We start from the raw sequence: 18,060 nt of genomic DNA, 5'->3' as shown, positions 1-18,060 counted from the left end.
GCGCGTAACCTTGACGTCATCGTCTCCTCCCCATGAAATGGGGAGGGGGACCGCGAAGCGGTGGAGGGGTTCTTGACGCACGAAGGCTCCGTATCACGCGCCCGCATCCTGCGCCGCGCCCTGACCCCGCCCGAAGCCCGACTGTGGGTCCGCCTGCGCCGCCGCGCGCTCGACGGGCTGAAATTTCGCCGCCAGCATCCGATCGGGGTTTACGTGCTGGACTTCTATTGCGTCAAGGCGATGCTTGCGGTCGAGGTCGATGGCGAAACCCACGCTGGCCGCGGCGACCACGACGCCCGACGCACCCGCTGGCTGGAACGACAAGGTGTCTCCGTTATCCGCATCCCGGCGGAACAGGTGCGCGTGAACCTGGACGCCGTGCTGACCTTCATCGCCTCGACCGCCAGAGACCGAATCCGCAGCTGATCAATTCCGTTTCCTCCCCATTTCATGGGGAGGTGGCTCGTAGCGCAGCGGAGAGACGGAGGGGTTCTTCGCCGCATCACCGGCGCCCGTGGAACTTCAAGAACCCCTCCACCGCTTCGCGGTCCCCCTCCCCACAAGTGCGGAGGAGACGATGCGGCCCCTACCCCGCGATCTGGCCGAAGTCGGCGACCTGCCCCATCACGTCGCGCACCTGGCCCAGCAGTTTCAGGCGGTTTTCGCGTTCGGCGGCAATGTCGGAGTTGACCATGACAGCCTCGAAGAAGGCGTCCACCGGCGCGCGCAGGGCGGCCAGCGCCGTCATGGCGGCGGCGAAGTCCTCGGTCTCCAGCGCAGCCTCGACGGCGGTGCGGGCGGCGCCGACGGCGAAGGCCAGGGCGGTCTCGGCCTCGGGCTGGCTCGGCAGACCCGTCTGGACCATGCCGGTCGGCAGGGCCCCCTTCTTCTCCTCGGCGCGCAGGATGTTGGAGGCGCGTTTGTAGCCCGCCAACAGATTGGCCCCGTCGTCAGTGGCGAGGAATGCGGCCAGCGCCTCCACCCGACGCACGATGCGGACCAGATCGTCGTCGCCCAGAGAGAAGACAGCGGCGACGAGGTCGTGGCGCTGGCCCCGGTCGCGCAGGAGGACGGTCAGGCGGTCGGCGAAGAAATTGATTATATAGATGCCGATTTCGTCAGGAGAATCTTCGGGTGCAAGCTCGTCGTTTTGCTTGAGTACCTTAGCAAAAAACCTTTTGGCATGGTCCGTCGCTGCATCGTCGATGTGAAGCCGAACTCCATTTTCCAGCACCAGCCGGATAACCCCGAGCGCCGCACGACGCAGCGCGAACGGATCCTTCGACCCCGTGGGCTTTTCGTCGATGGCGAAAAAGCCGACCAGGGTGTCCAGCTTGTCGGCCAGGGCGACTGCGGCCGTGACCGGCGCGGTCGGGACCGTGTCGGCCGGCCCCTGCGGCTTGTAGTGGTCGCGGACGGCGTCGGCGACGGCGTCGGGGTATCCGGCCAGACGGGCGTAATAGCCGCCCATGATCCCCTGAAGCTCCGGGAATTCGCCCACCATGCCGCTGGCCAGATCGGCCTTGGACAGGCGGGCGGCGGTTTCGGCCTGATCGGCGTCAGCGCCGACCAGGGGGGCGATCTCGCGCGCCAGGGCGGCGACCCGCTCGACCCGCTCGGCCAATGTGCCCAGTTTGGCGTGGAAGGTGACGCCGGACAGTTTGGCGTTCCAGGCGTCGAAGCCGACCTTCTGGTCCTCGTCCCAGAAGAAGCGGGCGTCGTTCAGGCGGGCGCTCAGCACGCGGCTGTTGCCGGCGGCCAGGGCCTTGCCGCCGTCGGTCGCCTCGACGTTGGCGACGACCAGGAAGTTCGGCGCCAGCCCCGCCTTCGCCGGGTCGCGGACGGCGAAATATTTCTGGTGCACCTTCATCGACAACTGGATGACTTCGGGCGGCAGGGCCAGGAACTGCGGGTCCATGTCGCCCAGGATCGGGGTCGGCCATTCGGCGAGACCCGCCACCTCGTCCAGCAGGCCGTCGTCGTCGACCAGCACCAGCCCACGCGCGGCGCAGGCGGCCTTGGCCTGTTCCAGGATACGCAGCTTGCGGTCGGCGACGTCGATCAGGACAAAGTTCTTCTCCAACTGGGCGCGATAGTCGGCGAAGTCGCTGACCCGCAAGGGTGCGCCCGAGCCTAGGAAACGATGACCCTCGGTGATGGCGTCCGACGCGATGCCGTCGATCTCGAACGGAACCACCGCCCCGTCGAAGACGCACAGGATGCGCTTGATCGGCCGCACCCAGCGCAAGCTTCCCGTTCCCCAACGCATCGACTTGGGCCAGGGGAAGGCGCGCACGATCTGATCGACCGTCTCGGCGACCAGATCGGCGGTCGCGCGGCCCTGGGACGACAGGACAGCGAACAGGACGCCGTCGCGCTCCACCAACTGCTCGCGGGTCAGGCCGGTCTTCCTCAGGAACCCTTCCAGCGCCTGGGGCGGCGCCGATGCCTTGGGTCCCTTGACCTCTTCCTCGCGGTCCGGCGTGGCGGCCGGCAGGCCGTCGACCACCAACGTCAGGCGACGCGGCCCGGCGTATGTGGTCAGGGCGTCCCACGTCAGGCCGGCGGCCTTCAGCCGTTCGGACGCCATACGCTCCAGGTCGCGCGCGGCGCCCTGCTGCATCCGGGCGGGGATTTCTTCGGAGAAGATTTCGAGGAGGAGTTGGGGCATCAGGCGGTTTTCCGCTCTTGTTCGACGTAAGCGAGGGCGCAGGCTTTGCAGAGTTCGCGGATGCGGCCGATGTAGCTTTGGCGTTCGGCCACGGCGATGGCGCCGCGGGCGTCCATCAGATTGAACAGATGGCTGGCCTTCAGCACCTGGTCGTAGGCGGGCAGGACCAGCGGCTGATCCTGCGGCCCGCGCATGTCCAGCAGGCGCTGAACTTCGCCCACCATGTCCTCGAACCGGCACTTCAGCCCATCGACGTCATAGCCGTGGAAGTTGGCTTCCGACTGCTGGCGCTCGTTCTCCAGGAAGACCTCGCCATAGGTCAGCCCCTCCTTGGTGAACTTCAGATCGTAGACGTTGTCGACGCCCTGGACATACATGGCCAGACGCTCCAGCCCGTAGGTCAGTTCGCCCGACACCACATCGACCTCGATGCCGCCGACGCCCTGGAAATAGGTGAACTGCGTCACCTCCATCCCGTCGCACCAGACCTCCCAGCCCAGCCCCCAGGCGCCCACGGTCGGGTTTTCCCAGTCGTCCTCGACAAAGCGGATGTCGTGCAGCTTGGGGTCGATGCCGATGGCGGCCAGCGAGCCCAGATACAGCTCCTGAAGATTGTCCGGGTTCGGCTTCAGGATGACCTGGTATTGATAATAGTGTTGGAGCCGGTTCGGGTTCTCGCCATAGCGGCCGTCGCCGGGGCGGCGGCTGGGCTGGACGTAGGCGGCCTTCCACGGCTTGGAGCCCAGGGCGCGCAGCACCGTCGCCGGGTGCAGCGTCCCCGCCCCCACCTCGATGTCATAGGGCTGCAGGATGGCGCAGCCCTGATCGCCCCAATAGCGGTGAAGGGTCAGGATCAGGTCCTGAAACGCGAGCGGCTCAGTCGGGGTGGTCAAATCGGGCTCGGGAGGGGCTGCAAAAAAGACGGCGGACCATAGGGCCCGCCGCCTCTCGCTTCAACACGCCGCGCCCGCCCATTTGACGCCGGGCGCGGATCGGCCCGTCTTACTGCGGGGTCGGAGCCGTCTCCTCGCCGCCGTCCGCGGCCGGATCGACCCGACCGTCGGTCGGATTCTGGACCGGGGGCGAGGCCGTGGTGGTCGTGGCCGCCGCCGGTTCGCCGCCGGGCGCCGTCGCCGGGGCGGCTTCGGCCGGGGCAACGGCTTCCTCGTCGCCCATGGCGGCCAGGGATTCGGCCGGGTTCAGCACCTTGTCGATGGGGAAGACCGCGCCGTTGGAGGCGTCAAGCTCGGCGCTGACCACGGTCGCGCCATCCGCCTTGATGGCCGAGCCCGTGCCGTCCAGCAGGATTTGGCTGTCGGCGGCCGTCGGCACGCCGCCGCGCTTGCCCTGGATCTGGTCGGGCGTCACATCGGCGGCGATGACGTGATAGAGCAGACGCTGGCGCAGCTCGGCTGCATTGGCCGGGTCCAGCAGGCGGGTGCGGTCCGCCTCGGGCAGGGCGGCGAAGGCCGCGTCCGTCGGCGCGAAGATCGAAATGGCCGGACGGCTGGCCAGGGTGTCGGTCAGCTGGGCGGCGTCCAGCGCAGCCAGCAGAGTGGTGAACTGACCGCTGGATTTCAGCACGTCCACGACGTTCTCGGCCGGGGCGGGCGTCGCCTGGGCCGCGGCGGTCTCGGCCGGGGTTTGCGCGGGCGTCGCGGCGGCGGTGCTTTCCTGAGCCAGGGCGGGGACGGCCATCAGGGAGACCACGGCGGTCGCGGCAAGCAATTTGGCACGAAGCATGACGGTATCCTTTTTCTGTTTGAGGACCGCCGCAGGGAGACGACGGCCCGTTCCAGTCATCGGAACTGACATTCCCAAGTCGGACACCGACGATCTGGTTCCGATAATTTGAAACAAACCGTAACTCTTGTGATGATCGCGGCGAAACCTCGGCGGATGCTGGGCGGGAGCGCCGAAATCGCCGGCATTCGGCCACAAGAGCAAGGCGTTACTGTACCGCCAGCTGTGTCGATCGGACCCAGGCGGCGGGGTGGGCCGAGGCCAGGGTTCGGGCCGCCGCCTCGGCCGCTTCGTGCGTAGGATAGAGGCCGAAGACGGTCGCCCCCGAACCGGACATCCGCGTCAGGGCGACCTCGGGCGTGGCCGCCACCGCCGCCAGGGCGTCGCCGATGGCGGGCGTCAGGGCCAAGGCCGGCGCCTCCAAATCGTTGCGCTGGACCGACAGCCAATCGAGCACGCCGCCGAGGCTCCAGTCGGCAGGCGGCGCCGGACGATCCGCCGCCGCGACGGGGCCGGCGTCATAGGCGCGATAGACGGCGCCGGTGGGCGAAGGAAGGCCGGGATTGAACAGCACGGCCGGCAGGGTCGGCAGACGCGGCTCGTCGGTCAGCCTCTCCCCCCGCCCCTCGGCCCAGGCGGTGCGCATCCACAGGCACATGGGGCCGTCGGCGCCGACCACGCCCGCCGCCGCTTCCAGGTCCGCATCGTCGATGTCGAGCGACAAGACCTCGCGCGCCAGCTTCAGCGCCGCCCCCGCATCGGACGATCCGCCGCCCAGGCCCGCCGCGACGGGAAGCTGCTTGTCCAGCGCCACCCGCAGCCCCGGCTCGCCCGTTCCGGCCGCCTGGCCCAGCCGACGCAGGGCGCGCAGGATCAGATTGTCGTCGCCGCCCGACAGGCCGCCTGCGAAGGGGCCGGCGACGGACAGGGACAACCGGTCCGACGGCTCGGCCGAAACCCTGTCCCCCACGTCGGCGAAGGCGACCAGGCTGGTCAGCGGATGATAGCCGTCGGCGTCCACCGCCCCGACGTGCAGGAACAGATTGATCTTGGCCGGAGCCAGGGCGGTCAGGGCGGGCATGACCTATTGGGACACACCCTTGGCGGCCGGAGCCGCCTCCAGCCCGTCGGTGATCTTGCGCTCGACTGCGGCGCGGCGTTCGTCGTCGGGGTCCAGCACCAGGACGCGGTTCCACAGCCAGACGGCCTCGCGCCGGCGGCCCACCTTCCAATAGGCGTCGCCCAGGTGGTCGTTGATCTCGGCGTTGGCCGGCTCCTTGTCGACGGCTTGTTCCAGCGTAACGACGGCGGTTTCGTACTGGCCCTGTTTGAACTGGGCCCACCCCAGCGAATCCTGGATGTTGCCGTTGTCGGGCTCCAGGGCATGGGCGCGGGCGATCATTTCGGCGCCTTCCTGGACGCGCAGACCCTTGTCCACCCACAGATAGCCCAGATAGTTCAGCATGTCGGGATCGTTGGGCGCCGCCTGCAAGGCGGCCCAAAGCTCCGCCTCGGCCTCGGGCACGCGGCCCAGGGCCTCATAGGCCGCGCCGCGCAGGAAGCGGACGCCGGCCCCCTGATCCGCCGTGTTCAGAACCGGGCCGTCCAGCAGGGCCAAGGCCTCGTCGTGCTTCTTCAGCTGCATCAGTTGGCCAACCAGGACCTGGGCGATGCGAGGGTCGTCGGGCGCGGCGGCGGCGGCGCGGCGCAGTTCGGCCAAGGCCTCTTCGGACTGGCCCTCCTCCTCCAGGCTGACGGCCATCTGGGCGCGCGCGGCGGCGTACAGGGACGGCGTCTCGGCCCCGATCCGCGACAGGGCCGCGCGGGCGGAGCTCTTCAGCCCGGCGCGGGCCAGAACCTGGGCCAGCTGATACTCGGTCTCGTCTTCGGGATACAGGTTCTGGGCGAGGCGCAGATAGACGGCGGCGAACTCGTTGCCTCGCTCGGCCGAGGCTTGGGCGGCGGCCGTGACCAGGGCCTGGGACGCGCCCTCGCGCAGATCGGGCAAGGCGGGGGGCCGCCCTCCCTCCTTCAGCCGTTGCAGCGCGCGGGCCACGCCCGGATCGGCGGGCTGGACCGCCATGGCGGCTTCATACAGGGCGATGGCGTCGTCGCGACGACCGCGCCGTTCCAGAAACTCGCCATAAGGCCGTTTGAACAGGGCGCCGATGCCGGGCGCGTCGGCCGCCGCCTTCAGTTCGGCCTCGGCCTGGGCGTAGTCGCGGCGGCGCTCCAGCAGGGCCGCCCGGTTCATGCGGGCGAAGGCCAGGGTCAGGGGATCGCCCGCCGCAGGCGCGGGCTGAAGCGCGCGGGACCAGTCGCCGGCGGCCGCCGCGATCCAGGGCGAGACCTGAAGCCCCGCGCGGGCGTGCGGCGCGCCGATCGGCTGGGCCGCCAGGGCGGCGTTGGCGGCGCGGGCGTCGCCGTGGGCGTAGTCCTGAACCAGCCGCACCAGCCGTCCGCCCTCCACGAAGGCTGGAGAGGCGGTCGCATCGGTCGGCGCGAGCGCGGCCGCCACGTCCAGATCGCCGGTGAGAAGCGCCGAGGTGAAGGCCTGTTCGCGCACCCGGGGCTGCTCGGGCGTCAGCCGTTCGGCCTGGGCCAGATAGTCCGCGCCGCTGCCCCCCTGCCCCTGCATCAGGGCCAGTTTGCCCGCCAGATACAGGCCATAGGCGCTGCGCCCCTCGGCGTCCGTGGGCACCGGCGACCAGACGGCGGGGATGGGCGGCGTCGCCGGCGTGTCGGTGATGATGATGTGCGGATCGGGCGCGCTCTCCGCGCCGGGCGTCGCTTCGCGCGGCGCCTCCGGGGTCGCCGTCGGCGCCTGACCGGGAATAGGCTGGCCCGGCTCCAGGATCACGGCCGGCGGGTGGGTCTGCGGCGTGGGAGCGGGCGTGGCGGCGGGCGCGGTCTCCTGCGCGAAGGCTTGGCCCGCCACGGCCAGGGCGAGGACGGTCAGGGAAGCGGCGAACAGGCGCGAACGGGGGGCGATCATGCCCCGACCCTTCACGGTTTTCCGGAACGGAGCAAGAGCCATCCCATACTCCGCTCATCCCCGCGCAAGCGGGGACCCAGCGCTTTGGACGCACCATCTCTTGTTTCAGTTCACGCCGACGATCCAAGCGGAGACGATGTGAAAGAACTGGGTCCCCGCTTGCGCGGCGATGAGCGGAATTCCTAGGGAAAGATCACATGTTCGGATAGTTCGGGCCGCCGCCGCCCTCGGGCGTGGTCCAGACGATGTTCTGCGACGGGTCCTTGATGTCGCAGGTTTTGCAGTGGACGCAGTTCTGGGCGTTGATGACGAAGCGCGGATCGGCCTTGGCCGCCTCGTCGCCATAGACGACCTCGTAGACGCCTGCCGGGCAATAAAGCCGGGCCGGTTCGCCATACTGGGGCAGGTTGACCCGGATCGGGATCGACGGGTCCAGCAGCTTCAGATGGGCGGGCTGGTCCTCGGCGTGGTTGGTGTTGGAGATGAAGACCGACGACAGCTTGTCGAACGACAGCTTGCCGTCCGGCTTGGGATACGCGATCGGCTGGTGGTTCGCCGCCGGCTCGGTCGAGGCGGCGTCGGTCTTGCCGTGCTTCAGCGTCGGGATCGGGGACCAGCCGCCCAGCAAGGTGCGGCACCACATGTCGAACATGCCGAACACCCCGCCCAGGGTCGTGCCGAATTTGGACAGCAGAGGCTTGGCGTTCCTGACGACCGACAATTCCTTGTAAACCCAGCTCTTTTCGAACGCCGTCTGATATTCGACCAGTTCGTCGCCGCCGCGCCCGGCCTGCACCGCCTCATAGGCGGCGTCGGCGGCGAGCATGCCGGTCTTCATCGCATTATGGCTGCCCTTGATGCGGGGCACGTTCACGAAACCGGCCGAACAGCCGATCAGGACGCCGCCGGGGAAGCTGAGCTTCGGAATGGACTGCAGCCCGCCCTCGGTGATGGCCCGCGCGCCGTAGGAAATGCGCGTCCCGCCCTCCAGATGTTTGGCGATCTCCGGGTGATGCTTGAACCGCTGGAACTCGTCGAAGGGCGACAGGAAGGGATTCTTGTAGTTCAGGTGGACGACGTATCCGACGGCCACGTAGCGGTCGCCGAAGTGATACAGGAAGCTGCCGCCGCCGGTGTGTTCGTCCAGCGGCCAGCCGGTCGTGTGCTGGGCCAGGCCGGGCTGGTGCTTGTCGGCCGGCACCTGCCATAGCTCCTTCAGGCCGATGCCGTATTTCTGGGGAGACTTGGCGTCCTGAAGCTTGTGGCGGGCGATGATGGTCTTGGCCAGTGAGCCGCGCACGCCCTCGGCGATGAAGACGTATTTGCCGTGCAGTTCGATGCCGGGCTGGAAGTCGCCGGTCGGCTTGCCTTCGCGGTCGATGCCGAAGACGCCGGCGACGACGCCCTTCACCCGGCCCGTCTCCTCTTCCCAGACCACATGGCTGGCGGCCATGCCGGGATAGACCTCGACGCCCAGGGCCTCGGCCTGTTCGCCCAGCCAGCGCGTGACGTTGCCCAGCGAGGCGATGTAGCAGCCGTGATTGTGCATGAAGGGCGGCAGCAGCGGCATGGGCAGCGACGCCGACCCCTGCGGCCCCAGCAGCAGGAACCTGTCCTTGGTCACGGGCGTCTCCAGCGGCGCGCCGCGTTCCTTCCAGTCGGGGAACAGTTCGTTCAGCGCCTTCGGGTCGATCACGGCGCCCGACAGGATATGGCCGCCGACCTCGGCCGCCTTTTCCAGGACGGCGACGCTGATGTCCTTGCCGTCCTTTTCGGCGCGTTGCTTCAGTCGGATGGCGGCCGACAGGCCGGCGGGGCCGCCGCCGACGATCACGACGTCGTACTCCATGACCTCGCGCTCGACGCCCTCCAGCGCCTCGAGCGGCGGCAGATTGTCGATGATGGCTTCCTGACGGGCGTTTTCCGCGCCGCCTTCGATGGCGTCTTCGGCCATGGTTTCCCCTGAATCCCGGTTATCTGTGTGGTTATGCCGCTTATCGGAAGGTGACGCGGGGGCGGTCAAGGCTTATCGGTGGCCCGAGACATGAACGCGCAACCCCACGACATCGCTGCAGTCGAAAGCCTGCTCGCCTTCTGGCGGGATGCGGGGGTGGACGCCTGCTATGGCGATGCGCCGATCGACCATACCCATGTAGCCCCGCCGCCGGCGTTGAAGGCGGTGCAGCGCGCGACCGCCTCGGTGGCTCCGCCGCTGGCCGGGCATGCAGCCGAGGATGCGGTGGCGGAGGCGCGCCGGCTGGCCGCCGGCGCCGCGACGCTCCAGGACCTGGCCGCCGCCGTCGCGGCCTTCGAGGGCTGTCCCCTGCGCGGCATGGGCGCGACCCAGTCGGTGTTCGGCCGCGGCAATCCCAATGCCGCAGTGATGGTGATCGGCGAAGGTCCCGGCGCTGAAGAGGACCGGATCGGCCAGCCCTTCGTCGGCAAGGCCGGCCAGTTGCTGGACCGGATGCTGGCGGCGGCGGGTCTGACCGATAGGGTCTTCATCACCAACACCGTCTTCTGGCGCCCGCCCGGCAACCGCACCCCCACGCCCCAGGAACAGGCGGTCTGCGCGCCCTTCGTGGAACGCGCCTTCGCCCTGCTTAAGCCCCGGGCCGTGCTGTTGCTGGGCGCCGCCGCTTCCAAGAGCGTGCTGCAGGCCGAGGAGGGGATCATGAGGTTGAGAGGCCGCTGGGGGGAGTGGAGACTGGCCGAAGGCGGCGTTTCGGCTCCGGTCATGCCGACCCTGCACCCGGCGTTTTTGCTGCGCCAGCCCCAGGCCAAGCGCCAGGTCTGGGCGGATCTGCTGTCCATGGCTGTTCGCCTTGAAACGGACTCGGTTGAAGAACAAGGCTAACGGCGGCATTGTGATGCTGACGACCATCGCCATACACGCGCCGCCTTTGTCCATATGACTGGTGGCCGTCGCCAACGAGGGGGCCGCCGCCTATGCACCTGTTCCGCCGCGCGTTCCTCGCGCCGACGCTGACCGTCGCCGTCTGCGCCCTGTCTTGCGCAGCCTTGGCCGAGACGCCCTATGCCGGTTCAACGGCCGACATGAACGCCGGTTCCACCCGCCCCGTGGCCCTGAGCTCCGCCGACCGGATTTCCTACACCACCGCCTTCGACGCCCTGCGGCGCGGCGACATCGAGGCCGCCCGCGCCTCGGCCCGCCAGGCCCAGGATCGGGTGTTGCTGGGCCAGGTCGAGTTCGAGAGCCTGTTCCATCCCGACCACGTCGCCACCTATGAAGAACTGACGGCCTGGCTGGAAACCTATTCCGACCTGCCCTGCGCCGACCGGGTCTATACGCTGGCGCTGCGTCGCCGCCCGGACGGCGCGCCAGAGCCGGCGCGACCCGGCGGCCTGATCGGCCGCACCTGGAACAGCGTCGTCGACGCCGTCTCGGGCGGATCGACCGAAGATCCGATGAAGGCGGCGCGCGTCGCCTACAACAACGACGACCTGACCGGCGCCTCGGCCATCGGGCGCCAGATCGGCGACTGGTGGACCGTCGGCCTGGCGGAATGGCGGCTGGGCCAGTTCCACGAATCCTTCGCCGCCTTCGAGCGGGTGGCCAACGATCCGACCGAAGACCCCTGGGTGCGCGCCGGCGCCGCCTATTGGACCGCGCGGGCGGCCTCGCAGTCCGGCCGCCAGGACCGGGTAAACGAATATCTGCACCTGGCCGGGCAGTGGCCCGCCACCTTCTACGGCCAGATCGCCCTGCGTCAGTTGGGCGAGGAACCGGCGATCGAAAACATGGGGCCGCGCCCCTACGAGGCCGAGCCGCGTCTGCGCCGCGCCGCCTATGCGCCCCAGAGCGCCAGCGTCGAACCGACCGCGCTCGAAGCCTTCGTCCAGGCCGATCCGCGCGCCAGACGCACCGTCGCCTTCTACGAGGTCGGACGCCGCGCCGACGCCGAGACCGAACTGCGTTCCAACCTGCGCACCGCCGTCGGCGACGCCGCCAGGATGTGGACCGCCCTGGCCCGCGCCATCATGCCGGTCAACACCGCCGCCGAAGCCAGCCGCATCGACGCGACCCGCTATCCGACGCCGGATCTGACGCCCGAGGGCGGCTTCGTCATCGAAAAGGCCCTGGTCTATGCGCTGACCCGCAAGGAAACCGACTTCAACCCGACTGCCCGCTCCAGCGTCGGCGCCTATGGGCTTATGCAGGTGATGCCGACGACGGCGGCGGAACTGAGCGGCGACCGCAGCTTCGTCAGCAATCCGACCCGCCTGTTCGACCCGGCGGTGAACCTCCGTCTGGGCCAGGCCTATATCAGCCGGATGCTGGCCCTGCCCGCCTTCCAGGGCGATCTGCTGCGTGCGGTGGCCTCCTACAACGCCGGGCCGGGGCCGATGCTGGCGGCGGTCAGAAAGCTGGGGCCGGACGCCGATCCGCTGCTGCTGATCGAGACGATCGACGTTCCCCAGGCGCGCGACTATGTCGAAAAGGTCGTGGCCAGCTACTGGATTTATCAGCGGATGTTCGGCGGCCCGTTGAAGACGCTGGACGCTCTGGCGTCCGGGGCCAAGGCCGCGCCCATCGCCCTCGATTACGTCGCCCCGCCGCCCCAGCCCGAGCCGGTCTTGATCGCCCAGGCCGGCGCGCTGGGCGGCGGCCAGTAGCTTCAGAAGATCGCGACCAGCAGGCTGGCCCAGAAGGCCGTCCCGATCAGCGCCGCCAGACCATAGCCAACGACCGGATGCAGACCGCGCGGCGCGGCGGCTTTCGTCGGAGCTTGGATCGTCGGCGCGGCCGGGTGCGTCATCTGCCTTGGGTCCGAATGGAGGAAGCTGTACCGATCTAACGGCGTGCGCTTAACGCGGCGTCTGCCGAGAAGGTTCTCGGGCCGTTAAGATTTTCGTCCTGGGTCCGCAAAGGCGATCAGTGGCTGGACGCCAGTTTGAGCACGATCAGGCCCGAGGCCACCAGGGTAACGCCCGCGATTCTCAGCGGCGTCAGCGGCTCGCCCAGAAAGACCGCCCCGACCGCGAAGGCGCCCACAGCCCCGATGCCGGTCCAGATGGCGTAGGCCGTGCCCAGCGGCAGGGTTTTCATCGCCATCGACAGCAGGCCGAACGAGCCGATCATGAAGACGATCATGCCGAACGTCGGCCACGGTCGCGTGAACCCGGCCGAGGCCTTCATCAGAAAGGCCCAGACCACTTCGAGCAGGCCGGCGGAAAGAAGGAACACCCAGGCCATGACATATCTCCCTGCATGGCGCCGGGTCGTCCCGGCGTTGATCCCATGTGGGGGAGGTCGTCCTCCTGAAAGCGCGCCTAATCTGGGACAGGGGCGGGCGAAGTCAAGTCCGGCGCCCGGCGAACCTTGACTCCGGGGCCCGGCCGACCGACACGACCCGCCCATGATCACGCGCTATTCCCGCCCCGTCGCCGCCGCCCTCTGGTCGCAAGAGACCAAGTACAGGATCTGGTTCGAGATCGAGGCCCACGCCGCGACCAAGATGGCCGAACTGGGCGTGATCCCCAGGGATGCGGCCGACGCCATCTGGGCCAAGGGCGAGAACGCGACCTTCGACGCGGACCGGATCGACGAAATCGAACGCACCACCAAACACGACGTCATCGCCTTCCTGACCCACGTCGCCGAGATCGTCGGCGAGGAAGCCCGCTTCCTGCACCAGGGCATGACCTCGTCGGACGTGCTGGACACCTGTTTCGCGGTTCAGCTGGCGCGGTCGTCGGACCTGCTGATCGAAGGCGTGGATCGGGTTCTGGCCGCGCTGGAGACCCGCGCCAAGGAGCATAAATACACCCCGACCGTAGGCCGTTCGCACGGCATCCACGCCGAACCCGTCACCTTCGGCCTGAAGCTGGCCGGCTATCACGCCGAGTTCCAGCGCGCCAAGCGCCGCCTGATCACCGCCAGGGAAGAGATCGCCACCTGCGCCATCTCCGGCGCCGTCGGCACCTTCGCCAACGTCGATCCGGCGGTCGAAGCCTATGTGGCCGAAAAGATGGGCCTGCAGGTCGAGCCGGTCTCGACCCAGGTGATCCCGCGCGACCGCCACGCCGCCTTCTTCGCCGCCCTGGGCGTCGTTGCATCGTCGGTCGAACGCCTGGCCGTCGAAATCCGCCACCTGCAGCGCACCGAGGTCCTCGAAGCCGAGGAATTCTTCGACAAGGGCCAGAAGGGCTCGTCGGCCATGCCGCACAAGCGCAACCCCATCCTGACAGAGAACCTGACCGGCCTGGCCCGGCTGGTCCGTTCGGCCGTGACCCCGGCGATGGAGAACGTCGCCCTGTGGCACGAGCGGGACATCAGCCACTCGTCGGTCGAGCGCGGCATCGGCCCGGACGCCACCATCCACCTCGATTTCGCCCTGCATCGTCTGGCCAATGTGGTCGAGCGGCTGAACGTCTACCCCGAGAACATGCAGAAGAACATCGACCGCCTGGGCGGTCTGGTTCACTCGCAACGGGTCATGCTGGCCCTGACCCAGGCCGGCGTCTCGCGCGAGGACGCCTATGCGGCGGTCCAGGAGAACGCCATGAAGGTCTGGCGCGGCGAAGGCGCCTTCCTGGACTTCCTCAAGGCCGACGCCCGCGTCACCCTGCCCGACGACCAGTTGGAGGCCCTGTTCGACCTGGGCTACCACACCAAGAACGTGGACGTGGTGTTCAAGCGGGTGTTCGGAGATTGACGCTCATGAGCGACCCGATCCTGCGCCTGAACCCCGCCATTGATGTCGCGAAACACGCTGACATCTACGCCCGCGACGGCGTAGTTCAGATTCCTGACATCTTCGAGCATGACGTCGCCCGTAAAATCGGCGATATCCTCGAGACGTCTATTCCTTGGTCGATGACCTTCTACGGTCCTAACGGCAAGCCGGTGAAAATTCCGGTGCAGGATATCCAGGGCCAGAAGGCGCAGGAATTGCGCCCCCAGATCGACGAATTGATCAAGCGATCAGGCGAGGCTTACGGCTTCATTCACTTCACCTTCGGCATGGTGTCGGCCCACGTGGGCCGGCAGTATCCGGGCCACCCGATCCATTCGTTGACCGGCTTCCTGATGGGCCCGGACTTCGTCCAGTTCGGACGCACCCTGACGGGCGACACATCCATTCATTGGGCGGACTCGCAAGCCACGCTCTACCGTCCCGGTGACTTCATCGGCCTGCACGTCGATCATAGCGAACACAATATGCAACGCGTCGCCGCCTATACGCTGGGCTTCACCTCGCGCTGGCGGTCCGATTGGGGCGGCCAGTTGCTGTTCCACGACGCCCATACCGGAGAAGTGACCCGCGGCCTTATGCCCCGATGGAACACTCTGACCGTATTCAAGGTCCCGACCCTGCACTCGGTCGCACCGGTCGCCCCTTACGCCCGGAGCGCCCGGCTGTCCGTGGTTGGCTGGTTCCGTTCCGACCAATAGCCATTGGTGAGCAACGCCCGCCATACCGCCTTTGATCCCGTCTTCGATGCGGCCACCCGCCTGCTGATTCTCGGCAGCCTGCCCGGCGATGCGTCGTTGAAGGCGGCGCAGTATTACGCTCATCCGCGCAACGCCTTCTGGCCGCTGGTCGGCGGCGTGCTGGGCGAAGACCTGACCGCCCTGCCTTACGCGCGGCGGCTCGAGCGGCTGAAGGCGCGCGGCGTCGGCCTGTGGGACGTGATCGCATCGGCCGAGCGGTCCGGCAGCCTGGACGCGGCGATCCGATCCCCCGAGGCGGCCGATCTGCGCGGGCTGGTCGAGCGGCTGCCGACCCTGCGGGCCATCGCCTTCAACGGCGGGCTGGCGGCGAAGCTGGGGCGGCGCATCCTGGCGGATATCGCCGGCGTCGAACTGATGACCCTGCCGTCCTCCAGCCCGGCCCACGCCATAACCCTGTCGGCAAAGGCGGAAAGCTGGGCCATATTGGCGAAACACCTGCCCGACCAGCCGGCCGACCGATGATCCTGACCCTTTCCTGCCCCGACCGCCCCGGCATCGTCGCGGCCGTTTCCGCCTTCCTGCTGGAACGCGGCGCCAATATTTCCGACGCCCAGCAGTTCGGCGACGCCTCCAGCGCCACCTTCTTCATGCGCGTGGTGTTTGAACCCGCCGCAGGCGACGTGGAGGACGCGATCCGCCGCGCCTTCGCGCCCGTGGCCGAACGGTTCGCCATGGACTGGACGATGCGAGGCCCGACGCCGCGCAAGGTGATGATCCTGACGTCCAGGTTCGACCACTGTCTGGCGGACCTGCTGTATCGCTGGCGCATCGACGAGCTGCCGATGCAGGTGACGGCCGTCGTGTCGAACCATCCGCGCGAGATGATCGGCCACGTCGACCTGGGCGACCTGCCCTTCCACCACCTGCCCGTCAGCGCCGCCGACAAGCCGGCGCAGGAGGCTCAGCTGCTGCGCCTGATCGAGGAGACGCAGACAGAACTGGTCGTCCTGGCCCGCTACATGCAAATTCTGTCCGACGACCTCAGCCGCAGGCTGGCGGGACGTTGCATAAACATCCACCATTCCTTCCTGCCGGGCTTCAAGGGCGCACGGCCCTATCATCAGGCCCATGCGCGCGGCGTGAAGGTGATCGGCGCCACGGCCCACTATGTCACGCCAGACCTGGACGAAGGCCCGATCATCGAACAGGACGTGGAGCGGATCAGCCATCGCGACACGCCCGACGATCTGATCCGCAAGGGCCGCGACATCGAACGCCGCGTGCTGGCCCGCGCCGTTCGTCGGCATCTGGAGGATCGCGTCCTGCTGCATGGCGCGAAGACGGTCGTGTTCGAGGACTGACTTCGCTGGCCGGCGCGCCTTCTTGGCGAAGGCCTCTCGGACACGCCGTCGGGCACGCTGCAAAAATAATCGGTTTTCGGGCGGAACGGCCTGAAACCAAATTCCGCCGCCCGTGTTCTGCAAGGGCGCGAGACGCACAGTAAGCCGGGTGAGACATCCCCCAACGTCCCCGGCGAAAAGAAAGGGCCGCACTTTCCCCCGGGTGCGGCCCTTTCGAATTTCAGCATCGGCCCGAAGGCGCGCCGTCTATTCCCCGGCGCGAATTCCTTCGCGGGCGATCGAAGCCAGTTCGTCGATCTTGGAGCGGATCTCGCCTTCCGACACCAACAGACCCGAGGCCTTGAAGTCGCCGGCGACCTTGCGGAACACATCCTCGTCGCCCGGCTGTTCGAAGTCGGCGCGCACGACGGCCGCGGCGTATTGATCGGCGCTCTCGGCCGACAGGCCCATCTTTTCGGCCGCCCACAGGCCCAGCATCCGGTTGCGCCGGGCGATGGCCTTGAACTCCTGCTCCTGATCGAGGGCGTATTTGGCCTCGTAGCCCTTTTCCCGATCGTCGAAGGTCGTCATTTCGCTCAGCATAGCTCCGTACGCCCCGCTAACGTCGGGGCAGGGGCCGTCTATAGCCCGCCCGTCCATGAACGCAACCTGACTCCGGTCCGAAGGGGCGCCCGTCGCCCGCCCTCGCGCCCATCCGCCATCCTCATTTGTATCCCGGGCCGCCTTCGGCTAAGGAGACGCCGAACGAGATTGACTGCCCGAACGATTCCAAAACGCGCCGCCAGGACCGGGTCTTGCCCTTCCACTCATGGCCGCGCGATTTTTGTTTCTGGAGGGCGCCCGTAAGCCGGGACCGGACCATGAACAGCAAGCGCAAGAAAATCTACGAGGGCAAGGCCAAGATCCTGTACGAAGGACCCGAGCCCGGCACGCTGATCCAGTATTTCAAGGACGACGCCACCGCCTTCAACGCCCAGAAGAAGGCGGTGCTGGAAGGCAAGGGCGTGGTCAACAACCAGATCAGCGAATTCATCATGTCGCGCCTGAACGGCATCGGCGTGACCAACCACTTCATCAAGCGCCTGAACCTGCGCGAGCAGTTGATCCGAGAAGTCGAGATCATTCCGCTGGAGGTCGTCTGCCGCAACATCGTCGCCGGCTCGATGAGCCAGCGCCTGGGCATCGAGGAAGGCACGCCCCTGCCCCGCTCGATCATCGAATTCTACTACAAGAAGGACGAGTTGAACGACCCGATGGTCACGGAAGAGCATATCACCGCCTTCAACTGGGCCTCGACCCAGGAGCTGGACGATATGCTGGCCATGACGGTGCGGGTGAACGACTATCTGTCGGGCATGTTCGGCGCAGTCGGCATCACCCTGGTCGACTTCAAGATCGAGTTCGGTCGCATCTGGGAGAACGATTTCAGCCGCGTCCTGCTGGCCGACGAGATCAGCCCCGACAGCTGCCGCCTCTGGGACGCGTCGACCGGCGAGAAGCTGGACAAGGACCGCTTCCGCCGCGACCTGGGCAATGTCATCGAAAGCTATACCGAGGTCGCGCGTCGCCTGGGCATCATGAAGGGCATGCCCACCGTGATCCAGGGGGGTCTGCACTGATGGCCCCCACCGCTTCAAGCAAGGTTAAAGTGCACGTCTTCCTCAAGCCCGGCGTCCTGGACGTCCAGGGCAAGGCCGTCGAAGGCGCCCTGCAGGGCCTGGGCTGGCCCGGCGTGTCCAACGCCCGCGTCGGCAAGCTGATCGAATTCGACCTGGCCGGCGTCGAAGACCCGCAAGCCGAGGCCAGGAAGATGTGCGAGCAACTGCTCGCCAACACGGTGATCGAAGGCTACCGCATCGAGGCCGCCTAG

General features: G+C 67.9%; 18 protein-coding genes. 9 read left to right on the top strand and 9 right to left on the bottom strand.

Going from position 1 to position 18,060, the window contains the following annotated elements:
* Positions 1 to 72 precede the first annotated feature (72 nt).
* Positions 73 to 426, top strand: coding sequence for an endonuclease domain-containing protein (locus AC0L6G_RS16025; RefSeq protein WP_291539994.1), 354 nt, complete (start codon positions 73 to 75; stop codon positions 424 to 426).
* 160 nt (positions 427 to 586) lie between these two features.
* On the opposite strand, the gene glyS is transcribed toward AC0L6G_RS16025, so the two are convergent.
* The 6 genes from glyS to AC0L6G_RS15995 form a co-directional block, all read right to left on the bottom strand.
* Positions 587 to 2,671 carry a glycine--tRNA ligase subunit beta gene (gene glyS, locus AC0L6G_RS16020; RefSeq protein ID WP_293825383.1) on the bottom strand — a complete coding sequence of 695 codons (2,085 nt, stop codon included), beginning with the start codon at positions 2,669 to 2,671 and terminating at the stop codon, positions 587 to 589.
* Positions 2,671 to 3,564: a glycine--tRNA ligase subunit alpha gene (locus AC0L6G_RS16015; protein ID WP_293825385.1), complete on the bottom strand. Its 894-nt coding sequence runs from the start codon at positions 3,562 to 3,564 to the stop codon at positions 2,671 to 2,673. Before AC0L6G_RS16015 ends, glyS begins: the two co-directional genes overlap by 1 nt.
* Positions 3,565 to 3,673: 109 nt before the next feature.
* Positions 3,674 to 4,414 carry a fasciclin domain-containing protein gene (locus AC0L6G_RS16010; protein WP_293825387.1) on the bottom strand — a complete coding sequence of 247 codons (741 nt, stop codon included), beginning with the start codon at positions 4,412 to 4,414 and terminating at the stop codon, positions 3,674 to 3,676.
* Positions 4,415 to 4,622: 208 nt separating this feature from the next.
* On the bottom strand, positions 4,623 to 5,495 hold the full coding sequence (locus AC0L6G_RS16005) for a 4-(cytidine 5'-diphospho)-2-C-methyl-D-erythritol kinase (RefSeq protein ID WP_293825389.1): 873 nt from the start codon (positions 5,493 to 5,495) through the stop codon (positions 4,623 to 4,625).
* Between the two features lie 3 nt (positions 5,496 to 5,498).
* A complete protein-coding gene (locus tag AC0L6G_RS16000; protein ID WP_473252620.1) occupies positions 5,499 to 7,409 on the bottom strand; it encodes a tetratricopeptide repeat protein in 1,911 nt (636 codons plus the stop codon).
* A 193-nt stretch (positions 7,410 to 7,602) separates the two neighbouring features.
* A complete protein-coding gene (locus tag AC0L6G_RS15995; RefSeq protein ID WP_293825762.1) occupies positions 7,603 to 9,258 on the bottom strand; it encodes an electron transfer flavoprotein-ubiquinone oxidoreductase in 1,656 nt (551 codons plus the stop codon).
* Between the two features lie 195 nt (positions 9,259 to 9,453).
* On the opposite strand from AC0L6G_RS15995, the gene AC0L6G_RS15990 reads away from it, so the two are divergent.
* Together AC0L6G_RS15990 and AC0L6G_RS15985 are read left to right on the top strand one after the other, a co-directional pair.
* Positions 9,454 to 10,266, top strand: coding sequence for a uracil-DNA glycosylase (locus AC0L6G_RS15990; RefSeq protein WP_293825698.1), 813 nt, complete (start codon positions 9,454 to 9,456; stop codon positions 10,264 to 10,266).
* A gap of 92 nt (positions 10,267 to 10,358) precedes the next feature.
* Positions 10,359 to 12,047, top strand: coding sequence for a lytic transglycosylase domain-containing protein (locus AC0L6G_RS15985; RefSeq protein WP_293825699.1), 1,689 nt, complete (start codon positions 10,359 to 10,361; stop codon positions 12,045 to 12,047).
* A gap of 2 nt (positions 12,048 to 12,049) precedes the next feature.
* Here the strand turns inward: AC0L6G_RS15985 and AC0L6G_RS15980 are convergent, their stop codons facing one another.
* Both AC0L6G_RS15980 and AC0L6G_RS15975 read right to left on the bottom strand, forming a co-directional pair.
* A complete protein-coding gene (locus tag AC0L6G_RS15980; RefSeq protein ID WP_291540011.1) occupies positions 12,050 to 12,190 on the bottom strand; it encodes a hypothetical protein in 141 nt (46 codons plus the stop codon).
* Positions 12,191 to 12,306: 116 nt separating this feature from the next.
* The gene (locus AC0L6G_RS15975) at positions 12,307 to 12,627 is read right to left on the bottom strand and encodes a DMT family transporter (RefSeq protein WP_293825700.1); all 321 of its coding nucleotides are present in this window, start codon (positions 12,625 to 12,627) and stop codon (positions 12,307 to 12,309) included.
* A gap of 163 nt (positions 12,628 to 12,790) precedes the next feature.
* Between AC0L6G_RS15975 and purB the strand changes: the two genes are divergently transcribed.
* Genes purB through purU form a run of 4 tightly spaced genes read left to right on the top strand, consistent with a single transcriptional unit; the run spans position 12,791 to position 16,190 of the window.
* Complete coding sequence (gene purB / locus AC0L6G_RS15970) at positions 12,791 to 14,089, top strand: adenylosuccinate lyase (RefSeq protein ID WP_293825701.1); 1,299 nt, start codon at positions 12,791 to 12,793, stop codon at positions 14,087 to 14,089.
* 5 nt (positions 14,090 to 14,094) lie between these two features.
* Positions 14,095 to 14,829, top strand: a complete 735-nt coding sequence (locus AC0L6G_RS15965; protein WP_293825702.1) for a 2OG-Fe(II) oxygenase — start codon at positions 14,095 to 14,097, stop codon at positions 14,827 to 14,829.
* Between the two features lie 6 nt (positions 14,830 to 14,835).
* Positions 14,836 to 15,351, top strand: a complete 516-nt coding sequence (locus AC0L6G_RS15960) for a DNA-deoxyinosine glycosylase (RefSeq protein ID WP_293825703.1) — start codon at positions 14,836 to 14,838, stop codon at positions 15,349 to 15,351.
* The gene (gene purU / locus AC0L6G_RS15955) at positions 15,348 to 16,190 is read left to right on the top strand and encodes a formyltetrahydrofolate deformylase (protein ID WP_293825704.1); all 843 of its coding nucleotides are present in this window, start codon (positions 15,348 to 15,350) and stop codon (positions 16,188 to 16,190) included. The genes AC0L6G_RS15960 and purU overlap by 4 nt, the downstream gene beginning before the upstream one ends.
* Before the next feature lie 246 nt (positions 16,191 to 16,436).
* Here purU and AC0L6G_RS15950 read toward each other — a convergent pair whose 3' ends face one another.
* Positions 16,437 to 16,760, bottom strand: a complete 324-nt coding sequence (locus tag AC0L6G_RS15950) for a DUF1476 domain-containing protein (protein WP_293825705.1) — start codon at positions 16,758 to 16,760, stop codon at positions 16,437 to 16,439.
* A 290-nt stretch (positions 16,761 to 17,050) separates the two neighbouring features.
* Between AC0L6G_RS15950 and purC the strand changes: the two genes are divergently transcribed.
* Positions 17,051 to 17,809 carry a phosphoribosylaminoimidazolesuccinocarboxamide synthase gene (purC, locus tag AC0L6G_RS15945; protein ID WP_293825706.1) on the top strand — a complete coding sequence of 253 codons (759 nt, stop codon included), beginning with the start codon at positions 17,051 to 17,053 and terminating at the stop codon, positions 17,807 to 17,809.
* On the top strand, positions 17,809 to 18,060 hold the full coding sequence (gene purS, locus AC0L6G_RS15940; protein ID WP_291540024.1) for a phosphoribosylformylglycinamidine synthase subunit PurS: 252 nt from the start codon (positions 17,809 to 17,811) through the stop codon (positions 18,058 to 18,060). The genes purC and purS overlap by 1 nt, the downstream gene beginning before the upstream one ends.

The sequence above is a fragment of the Brevundimonas sp. D3-1P genome, assembly GCF_055809335.1.
This window is presented reverse-complemented; position numbering and strand designations above follow the sequence as displayed.